The sequence below is a fragment of the Hydrogenophaga aromaticivorans genome (genome assembly GCF_013387465.1).
Classification (GTDB): domain Bacteria; phylum Pseudomonadota; class Gammaproteobacteria; order Burkholderiales; family Burkholderiaceae_C; genus Hydrogenophaga; species Hydrogenophaga aromaticivorans.
Genome location: NZ_VYGV01000007.1, coordinates 342,850 through 365,982 on the forward strand (window position 1 = coordinate 342,850; position 23,133 = coordinate 365,982).

The 23,133-nt window shown below is 66.6% G+C and carries 2 protein-coding genes; both read left to right on the forward strand.

Going from position 1 to position 23,133, the window contains the following annotated elements:
- Window positions 1–21,423, forward strand: a complete 21,423-nt coding sequence (locus F3K02_RS11555; protein WP_177135749.1) for an ESPR-type extended signal peptide-containing protein — start codon at window positions 1–3, stop codon at window positions 21,421–21,423.
- The gene (locus F3K02_RS11560) at window positions 21,423–23,084 is read left to right on the forward strand and encodes a ShlB/FhaC/HecB family hemolysin secretion/activation protein (RefSeq protein WP_177135750.1); all 1,662 of its coding nucleotides are present in this window, start codon (window positions 21,423–21,425) and stop codon (window positions 23,082–23,084) included. The genes F3K02_RS11555 and F3K02_RS11560 overlap by 1 nt, the downstream gene beginning before the upstream one ends.
- Window positions 23,085–23,133 lie beyond the last annotated feature (49 nt).

The following is a 23,133-nucleotide window of genomic DNA, read 5'->3' on the forward strand; positions in this document are numbered from 1 at the left end:
ATGCACCGCCATTCGTCTGTCAACCGCCTGTACCGCCTTGTCTGGAACGATGCCCTCATGATCTGGACCGCGGTCGCCGAGATCGCGAGGGGGCGAGGCAAATCTGGCACCGGACGCCGGAGGATGACAGCGCTGCTGGCGCTCAACGCAGGCTTCGTGCTCGGGCCACCCGCGACAGCCGGCCCCAACAACATCCAGCCCGACGGACGCACCCAGACCACGGTCAGCGCCAGCGGGGGCGCAACCAGCGTGCACACCTCGACCACCAGCGGGTCCAACGCCTTCAACTCGTTTTCTACTTTTGCGGTAGGGGGCGGGCAGGTGGTCAACATGCACCTGCCGGGGGGCAGCGCCAACCTGATCAACATGGTCACCGATTCGCGCGTCACGATCAATGGCATGCTCAACTCGATCAAGGGCAACAAGATCGGTGGCAACGTCTTCTTCGCCAGCCCCCATGGTTTCCTGGTGGGGTCGGGCGGGGTGGTCAACGTGGGCAGTCTCACGGTGTCGACGCCGACACGCTCTTTCCTCGACACCTTTTTCACCGACACAGGTGACATCGACGCCCTGTCAGTCGGGGCGCTGCTGGATGGCTCCGCACCGGACGAAGGCGGCGCCATCACGATCGATGGCACGGTCAATGCCATGGGTGGCGTGAGGTTCCGGGGCGGCAGTGTCCGGATCAGTGGCACGGTCTATCGCGGCGCGAAGTTCGTCGGACTGGCGCCCGATTTCAGCGACGTGGTCAACGTCAACGGGCTGGCCGCCGGGACCAAGATCGTCGAGGTGGACGGCCGGATCCAGGTGGTGGCCGAAGACGATCCGGCAGCGGCCGTCGCACCGGTGGCGTCCGCAGCCGAAGAAGACAGCGAGAACCAGACCGGCAGCGTCGACATCCAGGCCAGCCAGGACGTCTCGGTGTCGGGCGTGATCCGGAACGAGGGCAGCGAGGGTGTCAGCGGTGGCCAGATCGCCATCCAGGCCGGCAACAACATCACGCTGGAATCGGGCGCCAACATCTCTGCGGCCGGGCTGGGCAACAACTCCAGCGGCGGTACCGTCTACATGATGGCCGCCAACAGCGCCGTGGCCCAGACCGGCGCGCTGGTCAACACGTCGGCCGGTGCGACGGGCGATGGCGGCGCGATCGAGTTCAGCGCCAGGAAAAATGTCGAACTGGCCGGTGGCCAGTTCCGCGCATCTTCCACCACCGGAACGATGGGCACCGTGCTGATCGACCCGGAAACGGTCACGGTCAGCGCCGACTACTACTCCGGTGGCGCCAACCACAACATCGTGGCGGACAACACGATCACGGTGAACGCCGGCGTGGTGGTGTCGACCCGGAACGTGGACGGGGGTGATACAGCCAATCAAACGACGGCGGTATCAGTGGGCAACTCCGGCAACCTGAACCTGCAGGCCGGCAGCATCACGCTCAACACCGGCAGCACGCTGATTGCATCGGCCGACAGCGGCTTCAACGGAGGCGACATCACCATCAATGCCACCCGCGCTCCGGGTGGCGCATTGGGCGGCGGTGGCAATGCGAGCATCACGGCCACCGGCGCCACGATCATGGGCGCGTCAGTCTCAGTGCAAGCGCAATCGGACTACGACGACACCGGTGCGCTGGTGCCGCTGCCGCTCGCGATTCCGAGCGCCACGGCCTCGATCAGCCTGACCGACACCGCCGTTTCTGCCAGCGGCACACTGGCGATCGGCGCCAAGGCCTCGGTCGACACCAGCCCGCTGGGCAGCACGCCCCTCGCTATCAGCGTGGTCAATTCAAGCGCCACGGTGAACGTGGCGGGCACATCGGTGCTGAGTTCGACCGGCAACGCCACGCTGAACGCCGAGTCCACTGTCACGTCCAACGTCAAGCCCACCGGCCTGGGCCTCGCGCTGCCGGCCGATGCGGCGGTGGCCATCAGCACCATCAACAGCACCGCCACGGTGAAGGTGGGCGGATCGTCCTCTGTCACGACAGATGCGGCGCTCGAACTGTCGGCCAAGAACACCGTAGAAGCCACCACCGTGGCCGACATCACCGCCAGCCAACCGGCGGCCGTGGGCGGAACGGTTGCTTTGACGGTGCTGACCACCGTGACCAAGGCCTCGATCGAAGACAGCGCAACCACCCAGGCGGCTTCGCTCAAGGTGAGTGCGGAGTCCAAGAACACCGTGGTCAATACCGCCAAGGCGGCGGCCAAGGGGGCCACCAAGCAGACAGAGGCCGAGAAGCTGGCGGACGGCCCGAGCGAGACCGAAAAGGCGCTCGACGACTACAAGGTCGAAGGTTCGACATCGGGGGGCAGTGTCGATGTGGCCGCTGCCGTGGCGATCGTCAGCCTCAACAGCCAGACGCAGGCTTCGATTGGATCCAGCGCCCTGCAAAACACCACCGGGCTGGCCACGGTTTCCAGTGTGGCCAGCAACGCATCGACCGTGGATGCCGATGGCAGCACGGTGGGCGAAGGCGCGGATGTCGGCATTGGCGCCGCTTTTGCGCTCAACATCGGCGCGCTGACCAACACGGCCCTGATCGGCGACAACGCACAGGTCCAGGCCAATGGGCTGACCTTGCAGGCCACGGTGCCCGCTGGCGAGTCGAATACCTTCGCGACCAGCAGCAAGAGCGGCGCTGGGGCGAGCAATGTCGGCGTGGCCGGCTCGCTGGCGATCAACACGCTGGCCAGCACGACCACCGCCCTGATCCAGGGCGACAGCGACAGCAGCGGAACCGGTGCGAGCGTGGACGCCGGAACGGGCGACATCCTGATCGAAGCGGGCAACGCCTCGACGAGCACGGTGACCGTTGGCGCCGAGGTTCAAGGCACGGGCGACAGCGCCAAAGTGGGCGTCGGTGCGTCGGTGGGCGTGAACGTGGTGGCCAACAAGACCGTGGCCGAGGTGGCCGACCTGGCGGTGATCAGCGGGGGTGCCAACTTCGGGTTGAACGCCCAGAGCGCACACAGCATGGGCACGGACGTCACGGGCGGCGCCGCGGGCGCCGGGATTGCCGTGACCCCGTTGGTGGCGGTCTCGATCGGGGACAACACCACGATCGCGCGCCTGGGTGACAACGCGGCGGGGCTGAACCTGACGGGTGCCTACAGCAGCGACGCGAATCAAAGCAGCGAACAGACCACCGTCGCCACGGGCCAGACCCAGGGCAACGATGTGTCCGTGGGCGTCTCGCTGGCGCTGGGCATGGCCAACGACACGGTGATCGCTTCGGTCGAGCGCAACGTCAGCGCCGTTGATGGTGTGAGCGTGGGCGCCACATCGGTGGCCAGGAGCGACACCTCGGCCACGGCCAGCGTGGCCGGTGGGCAGGAAGCCGATGACAACGGCGATGCGCCGGCAGAAGCAGGCGGAGCGCCGGGCAAGAGTGTGGACGAGCAGGTCGCCGCTCAAGGCGACTCGGCCAAGGACAAAGGCAAGGCAACGGCCGACAAGGCGCCTGCGGCACCCGAGACCTCGGGTGGCAAGACCGGCAAGAAACTCGACAAAACCACCAACCCGACCGGCGACGAAGCGCCCAAGGCCGAGACCAGCGAAGGCGGCGTGAGCGTGGCGGCCGCGGTGGGCATCAACGTGGCCAGCTCCGAGACCAGGGCGTCGATCGGCACCGGCCGCAGCATCACCAGCACGGGCGGCGCCCTGAGTGTGACCAGCACGGCCGAGACCGACGCGGCGGCCAAGGCCGACGGCAGCCAGACCGACGCCGGTGGCACCAACGTGGGCATCGGCGCGGCGGTGGCCGTGAACGCGGCCACGGCGACCAACACGGCCATCGTGAGCGACAACGCCAACGTCAACGCGCAAGGCCTGACGGTCCAGGCTGGCATGGATGGCGCGGCAAAGAACGACTTCGTGGCCGAGGCCCAGAGTGGCGCGGGCGCCGGCAAGGTGGGGGTGGCCGGCTCGCTGGCGATCAACACGGTGGCCAACACGACGACGGCCTTGGTGCAGGGCGACACCGACACCGCAGGTGCGGGCTTTGGCGTGGGTGCCACGGTGAATGCCGGCACGGGCGACATCCTGATCGAAGCGGGCAACGCCTCGACGAGCACGGTGACCGCCGGAGCCGAAGTTGAGGCCGGTGCAGAGGCCAAAGTGGGCGTGGGTGCGTCGGTTGGCGTGAACGTGGTGGCCAACAAGACGGTGGCCGAAGTGGCCGACAAGGCCGCGATCACGGGTGGGGCCAACTTCGGGCTGAACGCCAGCAGCGACCACACCATGGGCACGAGCGTCGAGGGCGGTGCCTCGGGTGCCAAGATCTCCGTGACGCCGGTGGTGGCCGTTTCCGTCGGGGACAACACCACGGTGGCGCGCCTGGGCGAAAACACGACGGGTCTGGGCATCAGCGGTGCGTACAGCAGCCAGGCCGACCACAGCAGCGAGCAGACAACGGTGGCCACGGGCCAGACCCAGGGCAACCAGGTGGCGGTGGGCGCCTCGATTGCGGTGGGCATTGCCAACGACACGGTGATCGCCTCGGTCGAGCGCGACATCAGCGCCGACGGGGGCGTGGAGGTGGGCGCCATGTCGGTGGCCCGCAGCGACACTTCGGCCACGGCCAGCGTGGCTGGCGGACAGGAAGCCGACGAAAACGGCGATGCACCGGCTGAAGCCGGTGGTGCGCCGGGCAAGAGTGTGGACGAGCAGGTCGCCGCACAAGGCGACTCGGCCAAAGACAAGGGCAAGGCCAACGCCGACAAGGCACCGGATGCGCCCGAGACCACGGGCGGCAAGACCGGCGGGAAGCTCGACACGAACGTCGAGGCCAACAAGACCGGCAATCAGGCGGGCAAGGCAGAGGCCGACAGCAACGGCGACGGCACGGGTGAAGGCGTGGCCGTGGCCGCTGCCGTGGGCGTGAATGTGGCCAATTCAGAGACGACAGCGTCGATCGGCAAAGGCCGCAGCATCACCAGCACGGGCGGTGCCCTGAGCGTGACCAGCCTGGCCGAAACCGATGCCAAGGCCTTGGCCGATGGCAGCCAGACCGATGCCGGCGGCACCGATGTGGGCATTGGCGCGGCCGTGGCTGTCAACGCCGCTACCGCCAAAAACACGGCCATCGTGAGCGACAACGCTGTCGTCAACACCGAAGGCCTGACGATCCAGGCCGGCATGGATGGCACGGCGAAGAACGACTTCGTGGCCGATGCCAAGAGTGGCGCGGGCGCGGGCAATGTGGGCGTGGCGGGTTCGCTGGCCATCAACATCGTGGACAACAGCAGCCAGGCCCGACTGGAAGGCGATACCGATGCCAGTGGCACGGGTGCTTCCGCCAACGCCAACGCGGGCCACATCCTGATCGAAGCCGGCAATGCGTCGACCAGCACGGTGAAAGCCGCGGCGGACGTGAAAGGCACGGGCGCCACCGCCAAAGTGGGCGTGGGTGCGTCCATCGGTGTGAACGTGGCGGTCAACAAGACGGTGGCCGAGGTGGCCGACCAGGCGGTGCTCACGGGCGGCGCCAACATGGCGGTGAACGCCAGGGCCGACCACACCATGAGCACCGAGCTCGTGGGTGGCTCGGCCGGCGCCAAGACCTCGATCACGCCCGTGGTGGCGGTGTCGATCGGTGTGAACACCACGCAGGCACGCGTCGGTGCATCGGCCACGGGCCTGAATCTGTCGGGTGCGTTCAGCAGTTCGGCCGAGCAGAGCAACGTGATGACCACGAAAGCCACGGCCCAGGCGCAGGGCGACACGGCGGTGGGCGCGTCGCTGGCGGCGGCGATTGCGGTGGACGATGTGTCGGCCGAACTGCAGCGCGACATCGACAGCTCCACCGGGGTCGAACTGATAGCGTTGTCTGAAACCTCGATCACGACCGAAACCACGGCGGGTGCCAAAGGCGCCAAGAAGGCCAAGACCAACGCCACCACGGGTGAAGAAGAACCGGAAGCCAACACCACCGCTGACGAGCAGAAAAAGAACCAGCTCGATTTCGCCAAGAACAAGAACGCGGGTGCCTCGACTGTCGACACCAGTTCACCAGAGGCCAAGACGCCGGACACCAGCAGCAGCACCCCGGGCACCGACAAGCCGACCCAGGCGTCCGAGCAGACCCGCAAGGACCAGCAGGGCAAGAAGATCAGTGTGGCCGCCGCCATTGGCGTGAGCGTGGCGCGCAACCAGGGCCGGGCCGAGATCGGGCAGGGCCTGAACATCAACGCCGGTACCGGCGAGCTCAAGCTCGACGCGCAGTCCGACACCAACTACACCACGAAGTCCAGCGGCGAAGCCGTGTCGGAAGATGACGCCGTGGGCGTGGCCGTGGCGGTCACGGCGACCCATAACGTCACCCAGGCCACCTTGGGCGCGGGCACCACCGTGAGCCAGGCGGGGGATGTGAACATCAATGCCGCGTCGCGCCAGAACCGCGACGCGGCCTTCCAGACCGCCATGAGCGCCGAGGCCGTTTCGGGCGCCAGCGGCGGCGGTACGGCCGTGGCCGGCGGACTGGCCCTGGTGGTCAACGAAAACCAGACACTTGCCTCCATCGACGAAGGTGCCACGCTGGGTTCGGCGGGCAACGAGGTGGGGCATGTGTCGGTCACGGCAACCGACACCAGCAAGATTTCCGCGCAGGCCCGCGCGGGCGCGCTCTCCAAGGGCGGTGAAAGCAAGACCGGCGTGGGCGCTTCATTTGCCGTGCTGGTGTCCCTCAACGAAAACCACGCGGTGGTGGGGCGCGACGCCGATGAGAGCGACACGTTCGACCCGACCGCGGTGAACGCCGAATCCTTGACCGTGTTGGCGACGAAGAACCGCGTGTCGACGCCGGCCGCGAAGAACCTCACCGTCGATGGCGTCAAGAATCTCGACTTCGACACCTTCGATCCGGCGGACTACCTGGCTTCGAACAACTACTACACCGAAGCCATCGCCGGCGCCGCTTCCCAGGGCGATACGGCGGTGGCCGGCGCGTTTGCGGTCAATGTGTTCACCAACAAGAGCATCGCCGAGCTGGGTGAGGGCGTCGCTGTCACCACGATCGGCAGCACCGGGCCGCAATCCCTGGGGGTGGACGTTTCCAGCAGTTCGGACATGCAGTCCGTGACGATCGCCGGTGCAGCCGCCGGCGCCAAGCAGACCGGTGTGGGCATTTCCAACGCCGACACCGTCAACCTGGACGAGACGCGCGCCGCCATCGGTGCCGACTCGACCGTGCTCGCCAATGGCGCCAGCGCGGGCGTGAAGGTCCAGGCCGAATCCTTGCAGGAGATGACCAACGTGGGCGTCAGTGCGGGCGCCTCGACCAGCGGCACCGCCGTGGCCGGTGTGCTGGGCGTGGTGGTCGCACTGGGCAAGACCGAAGCCCTGATCGGCGATGGGGCCGCGGTGAAGGCCCTGGGCGATGTGTCCGTGAAGGCCACAACCGACGTGACCGGCGTGATGGTGTCCGGTGGTGTGTCGGCGGCAAACCAGACGGGCATCGGTGCGTCGATCGCCGCGCAAATTCTGGCCAATGCCACATCGGCCACCATCGGTGCCGCCGATGTCTCGGCGGCGAAGCAGTTGACGGTTGCCGCGCAGGCCGACGAGAGCGTGACCTCCGCGGTGGTGGCGGGCGCGGGTGCGGGCACCACGGCGGTGGCCGGTGCGCTGTCGGTCAACGTGATCGTGGGCGACACCACGGCCCTGGTGAACCAGGGTGCGCAGGTCAACACCGATGCCGGGTATTCGAGCGCGGATCAGGGCGTGGCCATCACGGCGAGCGATGACACGACGATTCTGGCGATCACCGGCGGTGGCGCTGGCGGCGGGACCACCGGCGTGGGCGCGGCGCTGGACACGGACGTGATGGCGAAAACCGTGACGGCTGGCATTGCCGACGGCGCGGGCACACAGGTCAACGCGAAGAAGGACGTGGTCATCGACGCCTCGGCCTCGGAAGACCTGACCTCGGTCACGGTCGGTTTCGGTGGCGGTGGTACCACCGGCGTGGGTGGCGCGGTGTCGGTGGCCGTGGTGAAGAACGATGTGCACGCCATGATCGGCAGCCAGGCCGGCGTGGATGCCGACGGCAACGTGGGCGTGAACGCGCAGGACGACGTCCAGGCGGTTCTGGCGGCCGGCGGTGTCGCTGGCGGCGGCACCACGGGCGTGGGCGGATCGATCGGCGTGGCCACCTTGTTCGGAACAACCCGGGCCACCATCGGCGACAGCGCCGTGGTCAATGCACGCGGCCTGGGCGACGCCCGCACCGTGTACACCGGCGAAACCACCGGAGGCGATACCTCGATCGAGCCGGCGGACCTGGGCGCGAAGAAGACCGAACTCGCCAAGGGCCTGTCGGTCACGGCGTACAACCGGGAAGAACTGATCACCACGGTTTTCAGTGCGGGCGGCGGCGGCACCACCGGTGTGGCGGCCACGGTGTCGGCCGACGTGATCGCCAACACGACCGAAGCCTCGATCGGCCGGTCGGCGCGCATCAATGAAACCAATACCCTGGCGCACGCGGACCAGGAAGTGCGCGTCAAGGCGATCGATGAAACCAGCCTGATCAACACGGCCGGTGGCGCAGGTGGCGGTGGCAGCGCGGGCGTCGGCGCGGCGGCCAACGTGGGCGTGATCGCCAAGACCACCACGGCGAAGATTGGCAAGGACACACTGGTCAACGCCAAAAAGGCGGTTGAAGTGGAAGCGGCGTCGCTGGACTCCACCTTGTCGACCACGGTCGGTCTCGCCGGAGGCGGCAGCGTGGGCGTCGGTGGTGCGGTGGCGGGTGTCGGCATTGCCAACACCACCCAGGCGCTCATCGAGGATGGCACTTCGGTGGCCGACGCGGCCCAGGTGAACGTGACGGGCGGGAATCTGTCCGTGAAAGCGGACGAGTTCGCCAACAGCTGGATGATTTCGGGCGGCGCCGCCGGCGGCGGCGCCGCAGGCGTGGGCGCTTCGCTGAGCGTGGCGGTGAATGCCAGCACCACCCAAGCGCGGATCGGCAATTTCGCCGAAACGAATGCCACGGGCATCACATCGGTCCATGCCGATTCCACGGAGAGCGTCAACACCATCACGGTGGCGGGCTCGGGCGGTGGTTCGGCGGGTGTATCCGGCAGCATCGGCGTCAACGTGGTGACCTCGAACACCGAGGCCGGCATTGGCAGCAACGCCCAGGTCAACCAGACGCTGGCGGCCGCAGGGCAGGGCGTGGATGTCAAGGCGACCGACCGCATTGAAAGCCTGTCGGTGACGGGGGCGGCCGCCGGCGGTGGCGCGGCGGGCGTGGGTGCGGCGGTGGCGGTCACCGTGGCCCAGAACACGACACAGGCTTACATTGGCAGCAACGCGCAGGTATCTGCCAGCCAGGACGTCAGCGTGGACGCTTCGTCCGACAAGCTGATCGATTCGGTGGCCGCAGCCGGCGCCGGTGGTGGCGCCGCGGGCGTGGCCGGTGCGATTTCCATCGTGGCCGTGGGGATGGTTTTGGATGGTGACTCCAGCGGCGGTTTGGGCAACACCGTCACCAACACCGACAGCGAAACGGGCAAGAGCAAGGTGGGCGACATGCTCGGCAGCTCGGCGCAATCCCAGCAGACCAAGAGCGACCTGGACAGCCAGACCGGCAAGATGGCCGTTGGCAATGCGGTGTCCGATTCGGCCCCGGTGCCGGACCAGAACACCATCGCTTCCATTGGCACGGGCGCCACGGTGAAGGCCGGACGCGATGTGACCGTTGCCGCCAGCGACACGACCGAGGTCCTGCAGGTGGGTGGCGGTGCGGCGGGCGGCGGTGCGGCCGGTGTGGCCGGCACGCTGGGTGTGACCTTGCTGCGCGATTCAGCGGCGGCCACGGTGGGCGATGGCGCGCACGTGGACGCCGGGCGCACGCTGGACGTGAACGCTGAAACCCGTGAGTCGGTGCTCAACATCGGCGTATCGGCTGCGGGCGGCGGTGCGGCCGGCGTGAGCGGTTCGGTGGCGATCAATGTGATCTCTTCGGAAACGGTGGCCGCCATCGGCGCGGCCCAGATCAACCAGTCGGTGGCGGGTTCCGGCAACCGGTCGGTGCTGGTGCGAGCCCAGAGCGACAGCGAACTGATCACGGTGGCCGGCTCCGGCGGCGGCGGTGGTGCGGCGGCGGTGGGCGGCGTGCTCAACGTGAACACGCTGTCCAAGAACACCAGCGCCCACATCGGCGAAGGGGCCAGCGTGGATGCCGACCTGGACGTGCGCGTGGCGGCGGACTCGCAGCAGCAGATCATCGGCGCGGGCATCTCGGTCCAGGGATCCGGTGCGGCCAGCGTGGGCGGTGCGGCGGCGGTCAACGTGATCGACAACAACACCCAGGCCTTCATCGGTTCAGCGCAAGACGATGCGACCAAGACAGCGGCCCACATCGACTCCGATGGCAACGTGGCCATTTCGGCGGCCGATGACACGTTGTTGATGGGCGTGTCGGCCAGCGCCACGGGCTCCGGCATCGCGGCCGTGGGGGGCGCGGTCGGGGTGAACGTGATCACCAGTGAGACGCTCGCCTATCTGGGGGACAACTCGTCGGTCAACGCGCGCGGCAATGCGGTCAGCGGCGCCACGGTTTACGACGGCAGCATCGACCAGACGACCGCGCGCGCCTTGCCAACGGCGCCGACGGGCAAGGGCGATCTGGATGTCGATGGCGATGGTGTCAAGGACGGCGACGTCAACGACGGCGCGAGCTTCAACATGAGTGCCAGCGGCGATGGCGGTGGCGACGCCAGCGACACCAGCAACCCGGAAACCACCAGGGACTCGGAAGGCAATGCCATCTCCGGGATCGCCGGCGGTCTGGGCACGCGGGGCACCGAGCAGGTCAAGGGCTTCTCGGTCACGGCCGTGGGCAGTGAAAAGATCATCACCGCCTCGCTCGGCGTGGCCGCCGCGGGCGCGGCCGGCGTCACCGGCACGGTGACCTCGAACGTGATTTCTTCGGTCACCCAGGCGCGCATCGGCGATGGCGCCCAGGTCAACAAGACCGATGCAGCGGGTGCCCCCGTGGGCGCCGATGCAGTCGGAACCGCGCCATCGGTGCGCGTGCGCGCCACGGACGACACCCTGGTGGTGATGGCCTCGGGCACGATGTCCGGCGGTATCGCCGGCGTGAGCGGCTCGGTCAACACCGTGGTGGTGGACAAGCAGACCAGCGCCACCATCGGCGACGCCGACGTCAAGGCACGCAACGTCGACGTGCGCGCCGAGGCGAGCGAAGACCTGTTCCTCGCCACGGCCAACGTGTCGGTGGGCGCGGCGGGCATTGGTGCGGCGGTGAGTGTGGCCTCGGTGGCCAACACCACCACGGCCGGCATCGATGCCGGTGCCAACGTGGATGCCACCGGCGACCTGCGTGTGAACGCGGATCAGGACACGGCCATCGACATGTACACACTCGCCGGATCGGGCGGCGTGGTGGCGGTGTCGGGCGCGGTGTCGGTCGGCGTGGTGGACAACACCACGCAGGCCTATGTGGAAGGCGCAGCGTCGCCGGCCGAGGCCGCGACGCTCAACGCCGGTGGCACCACCGAAGTGGCGGCGACATCCAGCGCCGCCATGAGCAGCGTGACCGGCAGCGCCGCGGCCGGCGGCGTGGGCGTGGCCGGATCGGTGGGTGTCAAGGTGCTGACGTCCAGCACGACCGCCTCGATCGGTGACAACACGCGGGTCAACCAGACGCGTGGTGGCGCGGCACAAGACGTCAAGGTGAGCGCCAGCGACACGGTGAACCTCAAGGGCGGTGGCCTGGCGGGTGCCGTGGGCGGATTTGGCGTGGGTGCCATGTCCGACACCAACATCGTGCGCAACACGACCACCGCGTCGATCGGCAACAGCACGCTGGTGGATGCCGATCGCGATGTGGGCGTCACGGCGGCTTCCAGCAAGAACGTGGAGTCCACCGCCATCGCCATCGCGGCGGGCGCCCTGTTCGGCGGCGCCGGTTCGGCGTCGGTGGCGGTGATCGGCGCCAGCCTGGATGATGAAGCCCAGGAGGGCCTGGGCGATGGTGCCACGGCCGGGCGCGCCGACCAGCAGGCCCAACAGACCAATGCGGGCTCGCAGCTGGACGATGTGAGCGGTTCGGCGCACCTGACGGGCGCGAAATCGACGGTCAACACCAAGGCGGCCGGGCTCGGCGTCGCCGGTGACATGAACAGCAGCTCGACGGCTTCTCAGGACAAGACCCAGGCCTTCATTGGCAACAACAGCCGCGTGACGGCGGGTGGCCAGGTGGATGTCACCGCATCCGACAAGACCCAGCTCGACCTGGAAGTCGTCGGGGCGGCGGGCGGTGCGGTGGGCATTGGCGCCGCCGTGGGCGTGGGCATCACCCACAGCACGACCGAGGCGTTTGTGGGCTCGTCGACCGCGGTCGATGCCGCCGGCGACGTGAGCATCACGGCCGCCGCCGGCAACCTGAACGCGACCGGATCCCGGGTGCGCAGCACGGCGGGTGCGGGCGGTGTGATCGGCGTGAGCGCCGCGGTGTCGGTGCTCAAGGATTCAAGCACCACGCGGGCTTATGTGGGCAGCAACGCTTCCATTGAGCGTGCTGATGAACTGCTGGTGAACGCCGAAACGGATCGCAGGGCTTCCGCCACCACCATCGGCGCTGCAGCCGGTGGTCTGGCGATTGGTGCGTCGGTGGCGAGCGCCACCTTTGGTGGCAGCACATCGGCCTACTTCCAGCCCAATGTGGATGTGGGCAAGACCGCTGGCAAGCTGGTCAACGATGTGACGATCTCGGCAAGCGACGGTTCGGTGGCCTCTGCCAGCGCCACCGCCGGTGCGGCGGGCATCGTCTCGGGGTCGGGGGCCGTGGCCACGGCGGAAGTCACTTCGGGTGTATCCGCCGTCATGGGCAGTGGCGCGGAGGTGGTCGCACAGGACGACGTGAGCGTGACCGCAGAGGCCACCCCGGAGACCCGTGCCGAAGCGAAGGGTGTCTCGATTGGTGCGGGTTCCGTGGGCGCATCGCTGGCGACCGCCAGCACCACCTCGAATGTCGAAGCCCGTATCGATGGCGATGCCAGCATCTCCGGCGACAAGCTCGATGTGGTCGCGCAGCGGTTGGTCGGCGCCAGCCCCACCACGGCCGCTCAGGCCTTTGGTGCGTCGGGCGGTGTGTTGTTCGGCATCAACGCCACGCTGGCCAAAGCCGAGAGCGCTGGCACCACCCGATCGGCCATTGGCGACAACGCCACGCTGACCATGGGCGGCGCCACCACCGTGCACGCCGACAGCCACACCCAGCAGGTGTCTTCGGGCGTGGGCATTTCGGTGGGTGGCTTGCTGGCCGTCGGTGCGGACTATTCCCAGGCCTCCTCGAACACCTTGACCGAAGCCACCGTGGGCAACGGCGTCAAGCTGACCGGTCCCGCACTCAGCGTGCTGGCCGACAGCTCGGACACCAACTTTGCGCACGGCATCGCGGGCAGTGGTGGCCTGGTGTCAGCGCCATTCTCTGAAGCCAAAACGGTGTCGACGAGCCAGACCCGCGCCAGCACCGGCAGTGGCGACAACGTGGGCGGCGATGGACGCAAGATCGATGTGGATGCGTTCGTGATGCGCTCCAGTTACGACGGCCTGTTTGATGCCTGGATGCAGAGCACCAACGCTTCCCTGATCGGCGTGAGCGGCGCCAAGGCCACCAACAGCAGCGGTGCAACGACCAGCTCCACGGTGGGTGCCAACGGCTATGTGGAGGCTGACAGCGTATCGGTGCAGGCCAGCAACACGGTTGAAAAAGGTGGCCCTGGCACGGCCAACTTGCCGGGCGTGACCTCGGTGACGGGCGCGGCCATCGCCGTGCCGAGCTGGAACGTGAATTCCGCCTCGGGCGGGCTGGCCGATGTGCCCGCTGCCGACAGCCTGACCACGATCACCAACAGCGCGGTGGCGGAGGTGGGTGCCGGTGCAACGGTGCAACAGACGGGCAGCTTCATGGCCCCGGGCGCCTACAAGTTCGATGCGTGGAACGATGTGACCGCCGAAGACCGGGTGAAGATGGCTTCGGGCGGCGCGGTTTCGGCCGCCAGCGGCAGTTCCAAGGTGCTCGCAGACACCAATGTGGCCAAAGTCAAGGTGGGCGATGGCGCTGCATTGAGCGCAACCGGTGACCTGATGATGGGCGCCCGCTCTGTTGCCGACATCTCCACCCAGACTTCGGTTGACGTCTGGGGTCTGGTCGGCGTGGCACCCAAGGGCGACTCCGTTTCGCGTTTCAAGGCGAGCAACAGCATTGAAATCGGTGCGGCTTCTCTCGAAGCGCAAAACGACATCCGCCTCAATGCCGGTGCGAGCACGCTGTACAACCCGGAGACGGGTTCCAACACGGGATTGAATTCGGGTTCGGTCGTTGCAAGAACCGATGTGTTCAACAACACCGCGATCCCGGTGAACCGCGATCCCATCGCCGATGCCGTCATTGAAACCGACAGCCAGATCACCATCGCCGATGGTGCGGTGTTGAACTCGGTGAGCGACGTCGCACTGTTCGCTGAAAAGGGCGGTGCAACGGCATCGGGTGTCGGCATTGGCAAGGATCTCTACCGCGAAGCGCTCGCGGCGGTGGGCAGCGCCATCAGCAACGCGTTTGGCGGTGGCGATGTGTCCTTCGAGACCCGCACGGGCAACTCGGTGAAGACCCAGACTTCAGGTGTGACGGTGAACGGCGAGATCCATGTGGGTACGCACCGCAAGCAGAATCTTGAGATTGACATCAACGGCAACGTTGTCGCCAAGACCGATGGCATCAGCATTGCCAACACGGGCGTCGCGAGTCTGGCTCAAGACATCCTTGACCGCATTGACGCGTTGAACCAGCTGATCCGGGAATACTCCGGTGGTTCGGCGGGATCCGACGCGGCGATCGCCGTGGCGGCCTACCAGTCCGAGATCCGTTTCCTGGAGCGCAAGCTGGTGGAACTGGGTTTCCAGCCAGACCCCCTGGGCGGCGGATTTGCGGGCGTGGCGGGTTTGAGTCCCAAGGAGGCGGCGCAGGAAGCGGTGACAGCCATGACCGCGACCAAGGCCGGTCTGACGACCACCAAGACCGACCTGACCACGGCCAACACGGGCCTGACGACGACCAACACCAACCTGACCACGGCCAACACCAACCTGAGCAGCCAGAATGCCACGCTGCAGACCGAGGTGACGGCCCTGATCGCTCAGCGCGATGCCTTGGACGCAGACGACACAGCGGGTCGCCAGGCCATCCAGAATCAGATCAATGCCAAGAACACGACGATCAACAACAACAACAACACGATCAATGCAAACACCAGCACCATCGAGGCGAACACCGACACGATCGAGGCGAACACGACCGAAATCGGCTTGCTGACCACCCGCATCACCAGTCTGGATGGGCAGATCGTCAATGTGCAGACCGACATCACCAACGACGTGTACAGCGACGTGGCCGCCCTTGGTCCAACGGCGAAGTTCCTGACCATCAGCGATGCAGAGGCCAAGCTGGGCAACATCTATGTTCGGGGCGACAAGCTGCAAGGCAATGGCGTGCTGGACGCGCCGGGTGACGCCGAGATCAGGATCACGAACAATGGCCCGAGCTTCCTGATCCTGAACGACCTGACCATCCCGGCGGATGAGGGCGGGAGGATTTACTTCAACAGCGTGGACGTCAAGGACAACACCCAGATCAACGGCATCAATGGCGCCGCCGGGGGTGCAGGTTTCGACATCTTCACGGCGGACAGCACCACCGATTTCAGTGGCAGCACGGTCTTGCCGGGCAAACCCAAGATCGTGGTCGAAAGCAAGTACGACCCGCTGGATCCCTTCTACAGCAGCCAGACGCTGGCGGGCGGCGCGGCCACGGTGGCCCCAGACATCATCCTCAAGGGGGACATCAGCAACCTGCGTGGCCTGGTCAAGATCGACAGCGCCGCGGGCAGCATCCGCATCGAGCAGACGGCCAGCATCCGGGCCGACGATGTGGAAGTGAAGACGCGCAATGGCGACTTCGTTCAAAGTTACAGCAACACGTTCAGCCATGTGGCCGGCGCCCCGCTGACGACCACCAATGGCGATCCCAACCTGGCCTTCCCGGACAACATCGCCGAGATCTCCCGCACGCCCGAGGCGGTGGGGTCGGGCATCGTGGCCAACGGCAGCGTGCTGATCGCCGCCCGCTACCTGAACATCAACGGCACCATCCAGAGCGGCATCCCGGAGTGGGGTGTGCGCATTCCCGCCGGCGCCACCGTGTCGGTGGGTGGTGTGAACATGTCGTTTGCCGAGGCACAGGCGCACTACAACAGCCTGACGCCTGCTCAACAAGCGGTGCTGGGCTCGGAGTATTTCCAGGTCAGCGGTGCCACCGTGAGCGGACTCAGCGGCAACCAGCAAGGCGCCTGGGAAGACATCAAGGTGAGCTACAACGCGAAGGAAAACCGCCTCGAACTCAGCGGCGTGCGCGTGCAGGGCGGCTATATCGAATTGTTCGGCCAGATCTTCAACACCAACCAGGTCGGCGGCGGGAAGCTGCGGGTGATGGATGGTTACGGTCAGATCAAGGTCGACAACGAAAGCAGCCTGCCCATGTGGGTCAACCTGCTGGACACCGGCAAGGGTGTGCAGGGTGAAATCAACATCACCAACATCAGTGGCGTTGACGCCAGTGGCGCTCCCATCATCACCACCACCCAGTTCCTGCGCGGTGCCGGTGGGTCACGCAGCGCCTTCTACGACCCGCAGGCCGGCTTGCGCTACACGATGACCGTCGGTTACGACGAGGGTCGTGTGGACTACTACCGCTACTCGCAAAACGGGTGGTTTGGCGGCGCCATTCTCAGCAGCAAAGTGCTGGACGAATACCGCATCGCCTCGCAGGTCCGCAGCAACGACCCGCTGTCGCAGGCGGAGTACCTTCAAGTGGTGTCGGGCGACAACTCGACGGTTTACTCCCCGGCCACCAGTGCCGTGTATGGTGCCTCGACCATTACCGGCGGCGACCAGGAGACCATCAACACCGCAGCCCCCGTGCTGACGCCCGGCAACTCATGGCGTGACTGCAACTGGTGGACGCTGTGCGCCAACGCCACCCACTACCAGGAATTCACGGTCACCACGGCCACCAAGACCACGATCACCGAAAGCGTCAAGGCCGACCAGCGCATCGGCATCGAATTCATCGGATTCGATCAGGGCACGGTGAATGTGGCTTCGGTCGGTGATGTGGTGCTCAACGGCGCCATCAACAACGCCAGTGGTGAAACCAGCGTCAGCTCGGGGGGCAGCATCACGCAGAACGGTGACCTGAACATCATCAGCGGCGTGAACGTCAATCTGGCGGCGGGTACGGGCATCGGTTCCGGAACGCAGGCGGTCCAGACCAACATCAGCGACAGCGGCCGGCTCAACGCCACCTCCAGCGCGGGCGAGGTGCACATCAAAGAGATGGTGGGCAACCTGAACGTGGGCACCATTGGCGGTGCTGGCGTCAGCAATGTGGTGCTTGAGGCCGACAAGAACATCGTCGACGCCGCAGCGGGGTCCTACGTCCAGGGCCGGCGCGTGGAGCTGCTGTCCAACAACGGCGGCATCGGTTTGACCGGCGCGCCGCTGACCGTGCGGACCGGCTACACCACCAACATGTCGCAGTGGTCCAACAACGGCTTGCTGGCGACGGCACGCGACTCGATCAGCATCCGCAACCTCGCGGACGCCGCCAACCCCGCCATCTACAACGGCAACCTGTTGCTGATTTCGGCGGAGTCGAAAACGGGTGACGTGCGCATCGAGACCAGCGGTGCCGTGATCGACAACAACCCGTTCGAGACCATCGACACCCGGACCGAGACGGAGTTGGCCAATCTCTGGGACGAACTGCGCCTGCGTGGTGCGCCATCGGTGGAAAAAGCCAACGAGGCGGTCGCGGCCTTCGAGAGCGGCAAGAACAACAACTACCGCCAGTACTGGCAGTTGCGCAAGGGGCAGGCGGATCAGGGTGCGGTCTACGATCCGGGGTATGTCTACGCCGTCTCCGTGGGCGAGCGCAGCGCGCTGGAGGCCGCTGGTCTGACACCCCTGCAGATCGATGAGTTTGCCCAGAGCCGCACGGATCAGTACCACGCCTTGCACGCGGAAGTGGGCGGCCTGACCACGACCTTTGACAGCGGTTTTGCGTACGACGCTTCGGTGGCGACCGGTACCGGCGAAGAAACACAAATCCGCACCGGGGCCACCTGGACCGACGCCCAGCTCGCGCTCTCGGTGGGTGCCGGTCTGCTGAAGAACATCACCGACACGGTGACCTCGGTCAAGGAACCCAACGTCAAGGGCAACAACATCACGCTGGTCGCGGGCACGTCGATCGGCTCGATGAACCCCAATGTCGACATCACCTTGCCAACCGGTGCGACACCCGCGGAGATTGCCGCTTTCCTGGCCGCGTTGACAGCCGATCAGAAGGCGGCGCTGGCGGCGGCGGAGCGTGGCGATGCGACGGTGACCGGCAACGTGATCTCGATCATCCGGCCCCGCGCGGTGAACGTGGAGACCGGAACCGGAGCGCTCACCGCCAGCGCGGCTGCGGGGGATGCGTTCATCGGGTCCGAGAAAGACTTGCGCATCAACCAGGTCACCGCGAGCGACAACGTGCGGATCAAGGTGGCGGGGGCCCTGATCAATGCCGCGACCGTGGCCGGCACGAACAACGTGGTGGGTGACAACATCATCCTGGAAGCGGCCAACGGCGGCATCGGTGCGGCGGGATCGGCCCTGCGCATCAACCCGACCGCGGGCTCATCGCTGATCGCGCGCGCGGCCGGTGACATCTGGATCGAGACGCCAGCGGACCTGACGGTGGACACCATCTTCTCCCGAAACAACGTGAGTCTGGATGCGGTGGGTTCGATCCTGGACATGCCGGGCGACTCGGTGGTCACGCCTGCGGTGAACATCCGCAGCAACAACGTGACGCTGGTGTCGCGCACGGGCAGCATCGGGGAGGAAGACAACGCGCTGGATGTGGGCGTGAACCCCGACGGGCATGTCGTGGCCACCGCGGACACGGTGGGTCAGGGGATTTACCTGAACGGCCCTTCTGGTGAGCACTTCAACGTGGGGGCGTCGACTTCGGGTGGGGCCACGGTCTTGTCGGCGGCCGAAAGCATGAAGGTCGACGGCACCGTGACCGGGCTGGGCAGCATCAGCCTGGTCTCGGGCGGCCAGACCACCCTGACCACGCAGGCCGATGTGAACTCGACCGCAGCGGACATCCAGATCCGGGCCGGGTCGTTGACCATGGAAGACAACGGTGTTGCCGCGGCGCGTGTTCGCTCCGGGACAGGGTCGATCGATGTCGAGACGGTGGGTGACGCCGTGATCACCGGCATCGAGAGCGGCAACGGCACCGCGAGCGCAGTGCGGGTGGTGAGCACGGGCGGGCGTGTGCTGGACGGTGGAGACACCCGTCTCGATGTGATCGCAGACACCGCACCGGCGGCGAAGTTCACCGTGGCGGGCCTGCTGGGCGTGGGCTCGGACGGCAATCCGCTGGACGTGCGCGTGCGCGATCTCAATGCCTCGTCTGTTCAAGGGAGCGTGGCGCTGGCGGCTGTCGGTGGGGTGAACATCGAAGCGGTGAGCGCGGGCGACGCCGTGCAGATCACCGCAGACGGCGACATCACCGGCCAATCGGTGACCAGCACGGGTGCCGGCACCCAGGGCCCGGACAAGAGCGTGAGCGTGGCGTCCACGGGGGGCCGTGTGACCCTTGATTCGGTGACGGGCACGGGTCTGGTGAACGTGGACGGCCAGACCGGCGTCGACGTCAACTCGGTCGAGAGCACCGGGGGCAGCGTGGTGCTGAACTCCAACGCCGGGAACGTGGTGGTTGACACCACCAAGGCACAGCAGGACGTCACGATGACAGCGGCAGCGGGCACGGTCACTGCGGGCACCACAACCGCCACGGATGGCAACGTGAATCTCAGTGCACTGGGCGATATCGAAGCCACGACCACGGTGGCGGGCGGGACGGTCCAGGTGACCAGTGCGGCGGGGCATGTCCGGTTGGGCAGCCTGACGGCACGAGGTGACGTGAGCGTCGACGGCCAGGCCGGTGTGCAGACGGGCACGGTCGAAAGCACCGCCGGCAGCGTGGTGTTGAACACCGACGGCGGCGACATCGATGCCGGCGTCACCAAGGCCTGGAAGGATGTCACGATGCGCGCCGCTTCGGGCGCCATCTCGGCCGACACCACGGTGGCCACGACCGGCAATGTGACCTTCATCGCCCGGGGCGACATCAACACCGGCAGCACGACGGCGGGTGGTACGGTGGTGTACGACAGCGAGGAAGGCGACATCCGCACCGGAGAGGTGAGCACGGGCGGCGCCTTCACGGTGGAGACCGCTGGCAACATCGAGACCGGCACGGTGACGGCGGGCCGCGATGTGTCTTTGATCAGCACCCGCGGTACCGTGACCGCCGACAACACCCGCTCGGTGCGGGGTTCGGTGACCATGGAGGGCCAACAGGGCGTGACCGCCAATCGTGTGGTGGCCGCAGAAGATGTGACGCTGGCCAGCGCCCGGGGCGCTGTCGATGCTGGCACTCTCCTGGCTCGCCGGGGGTCGATCACATTGAGCGCCCGGCGCAACATCGACGTGGGCACGGGCACCGCCACCAACGGCAGCTTTGTGGCCGGCTCCACCGGTGGCAGCGTCAACGTGGGCACGGCGAGTGCCGATGTGGTTTCGCTGAGCGCGCCGCGTTCGGTGACCGCTCGCACGCTCAACGTCGGCAGCCGGCTGAACCTGGCGGGCCAGAACATTGCAGCGAACGTCAACAGCACCGGCGCGGGCGACGTGGGCGGGTCGGTGACCGGCTTTGGCGGCGGCATGGCGTCGAACGTGGAACTGGCCTTGAACAGTCCGTTTGCCTTCCGGTTCCAGGAGTTTTCCACCTCCACCGGCAACGTCAATGTGTTGGCCGGTGACCTGTTTGTTGACGCCATGCGGGTGGGCAACCGCCTGACCATCAGCAACCCCAGGACCACGTTGTTGATCGATCAGAACGACCGCAGCATCCAGCCGTTTGATGTCCAGCTCTACTCGGCAGGCAGCCCGTTTGCCTTTGGTCTCACCGGCAACCGGGTGTTGACGGGGGCTTTCGTGATCTCGCGAGGCCCGGGTCACGAGGTGATTTCGCCCAATGGCAATAACCTGAGTGCGGCCGAACTGGGCGATCGCGAACTCTCGGTGCTGGGCACCTTGCCATCGCCGACGGACGGGTTCTTTAACGGTCAACCCGATGCCGAAGCGTTGGCCGGTCTGGTGACCTTCGTGGGCACGCCGGTGAATGGTGGTGACGAATGCGGGTCTGAAGCGGGCCAAGGTGCTGGCGATTCCAATAACTCCAAATGCAAAGAAGAAAACTGATGAAACTCAGCTGTGCAGCGGCGGCGGCCCTTGTCACGTGTTCGACCTACGCCCAGGTTGTCGTTCCTCCGTCGGCCGATCCGGGCGCCTTGCAGCAACGCCGCATCGAGGAAGATCAGCGCCGCCTGGAGCAGGAGCGCCTGGAGCGCACACCGGCCGTGGCGCCGGTGATCGAAGCGCCGAAAGCGCCTGCGACCGCGCCGGTGGCCAGCCAGGTGCGCTTCAAGGTCAATGCGGTGAAGTTTGCGCCCGCGTCCGAGGTGCTTTCTGCCGAAGAGCTCAAGGCGCTGGCCGATGCGTTCGTGGGCAAGGAAGTCAGCTTTGCCGACCTGCAGCGCCTGGCAGAGCAGGTCAACGCGGCCTACCGCGAGCGCGGTGTGGTGACCGCGCGCGCCATCATCCCGCCACAGGATGTTTCCAGCGGGAACATCACCCTGCAGCTGGTCGAAGGCAAGCTGGGTGAAGTCCGGGTCAAGGGCAACGAATCCACGCGCGCGAGCTACGTCCTGAGCCGGGTGGATGCCGAGCCCGGCCGGCTGGTGGATCTGCCCACCCTGCAGACCAGTCTCTTGCGCTTCAACCGCACGAACACCGCGCAGTTGCGCGCGGAACTCAAGCCGGGACAGAGTTTTGGCAGCACCGATCTGGAAATCGGGATCATCGAACCCAAGCAGCACAACTTCCGCATCGGCGTCGACAACCTGGGCAGCGAGGTGACGGGGGAAACCCGGGTGGGCTTGTCCTATTCCAACCAGAGCTTGCTGGGTTGGCGGGATTCGTTGAGTCTGGCCGCGATGTCCGCCAGCGGTCTCAAGAGCTATTCCGTTGACTACGGCATCCCGGTCAGTCGCTCGGGCGGGCGCCTGAACCTCGCCCACAACCAGGACGATACCCAGCTGAAGTACGGGCCCTTTGCCTCCCTGGGCATCACGGGCGAGTCCACCTCGACCGCTTTGTCGCTGCGTCAACCGATCCACTTTGGGGAGCGCTCGCAAATCGACCTGCTCGCCAGCCTGCGCAAGCGCGATGTGGAAAACAAGGTCAGTGGTGTCTTTCTGTCCAGTACCGCCACGCAGGATGTGCAACTGGGTCTCGAGTACCAGTCTGCCGATGACTCGGGCCAGTGGCTGACGAGCTACTCGCTCTACAAGGGCGATGCAAAAACCGCTGGTGTGAGCAAACGCTACACGGTGGGCCGGGGTGCGCTGCGCCGAACGCAGTTTCTGGCCGCCGGCTGGGCTTTGCGTGGTGCGCTGTCGGCGCAGCACACCAGCAGCGATGAGTTGCCTTCCAGCGAGCATTTTTTCCTGGGTGGGGAAGGCAGCGTGCGCGGTTATCCGGTGGGGGCCTTTTCGGGTGACCAGGGTGCTTTGCTGAGTCTGGAGTTGCACCACCCGATCACCGGTCCGTCCGCCGAGGGCAGCGGTCAGGCGTATTCGGCCGCGGGCTTTTTCTTCGTGGACACCGGTCAGGTCCGGCAGATTCTGCCGCCCGACTCCACCCAGGACAAGACCAAGCGCCTGACCAGCCTGGGTTGGGGCGTGGAAGCGGCCATGGGGCGCTACCTGTCGGCGCGCGTGACGCTCGCCTATGCGTTGCGTGAGTTGCCGGAACAAAAGCGGCGCTACACGGCAAGCGTTCAGATCTACAGCCAGTTCTGACGAGCGGCGCCTTTGACCGCGTTGACTTCAGCTCTGCCCTCCCTTGCGT

Excerpts from the sequence above, each read along its gene's own strand:
- F3K02_RS11555 (WP_177135749.1), top strand. The coding sequence starts at position 1 with ATGCACCGCCATTCGTCTGTCAACCGCCTGTACCGCCTTGTCTGGAAC.
- F3K02_RS11560 (WP_177135750.1), top strand. The coding sequence starts at position 21,423 with ATGAAACTCAGCTGTGCAGCGGCGGCGGCCCTTGTCACGTGTTCGACC.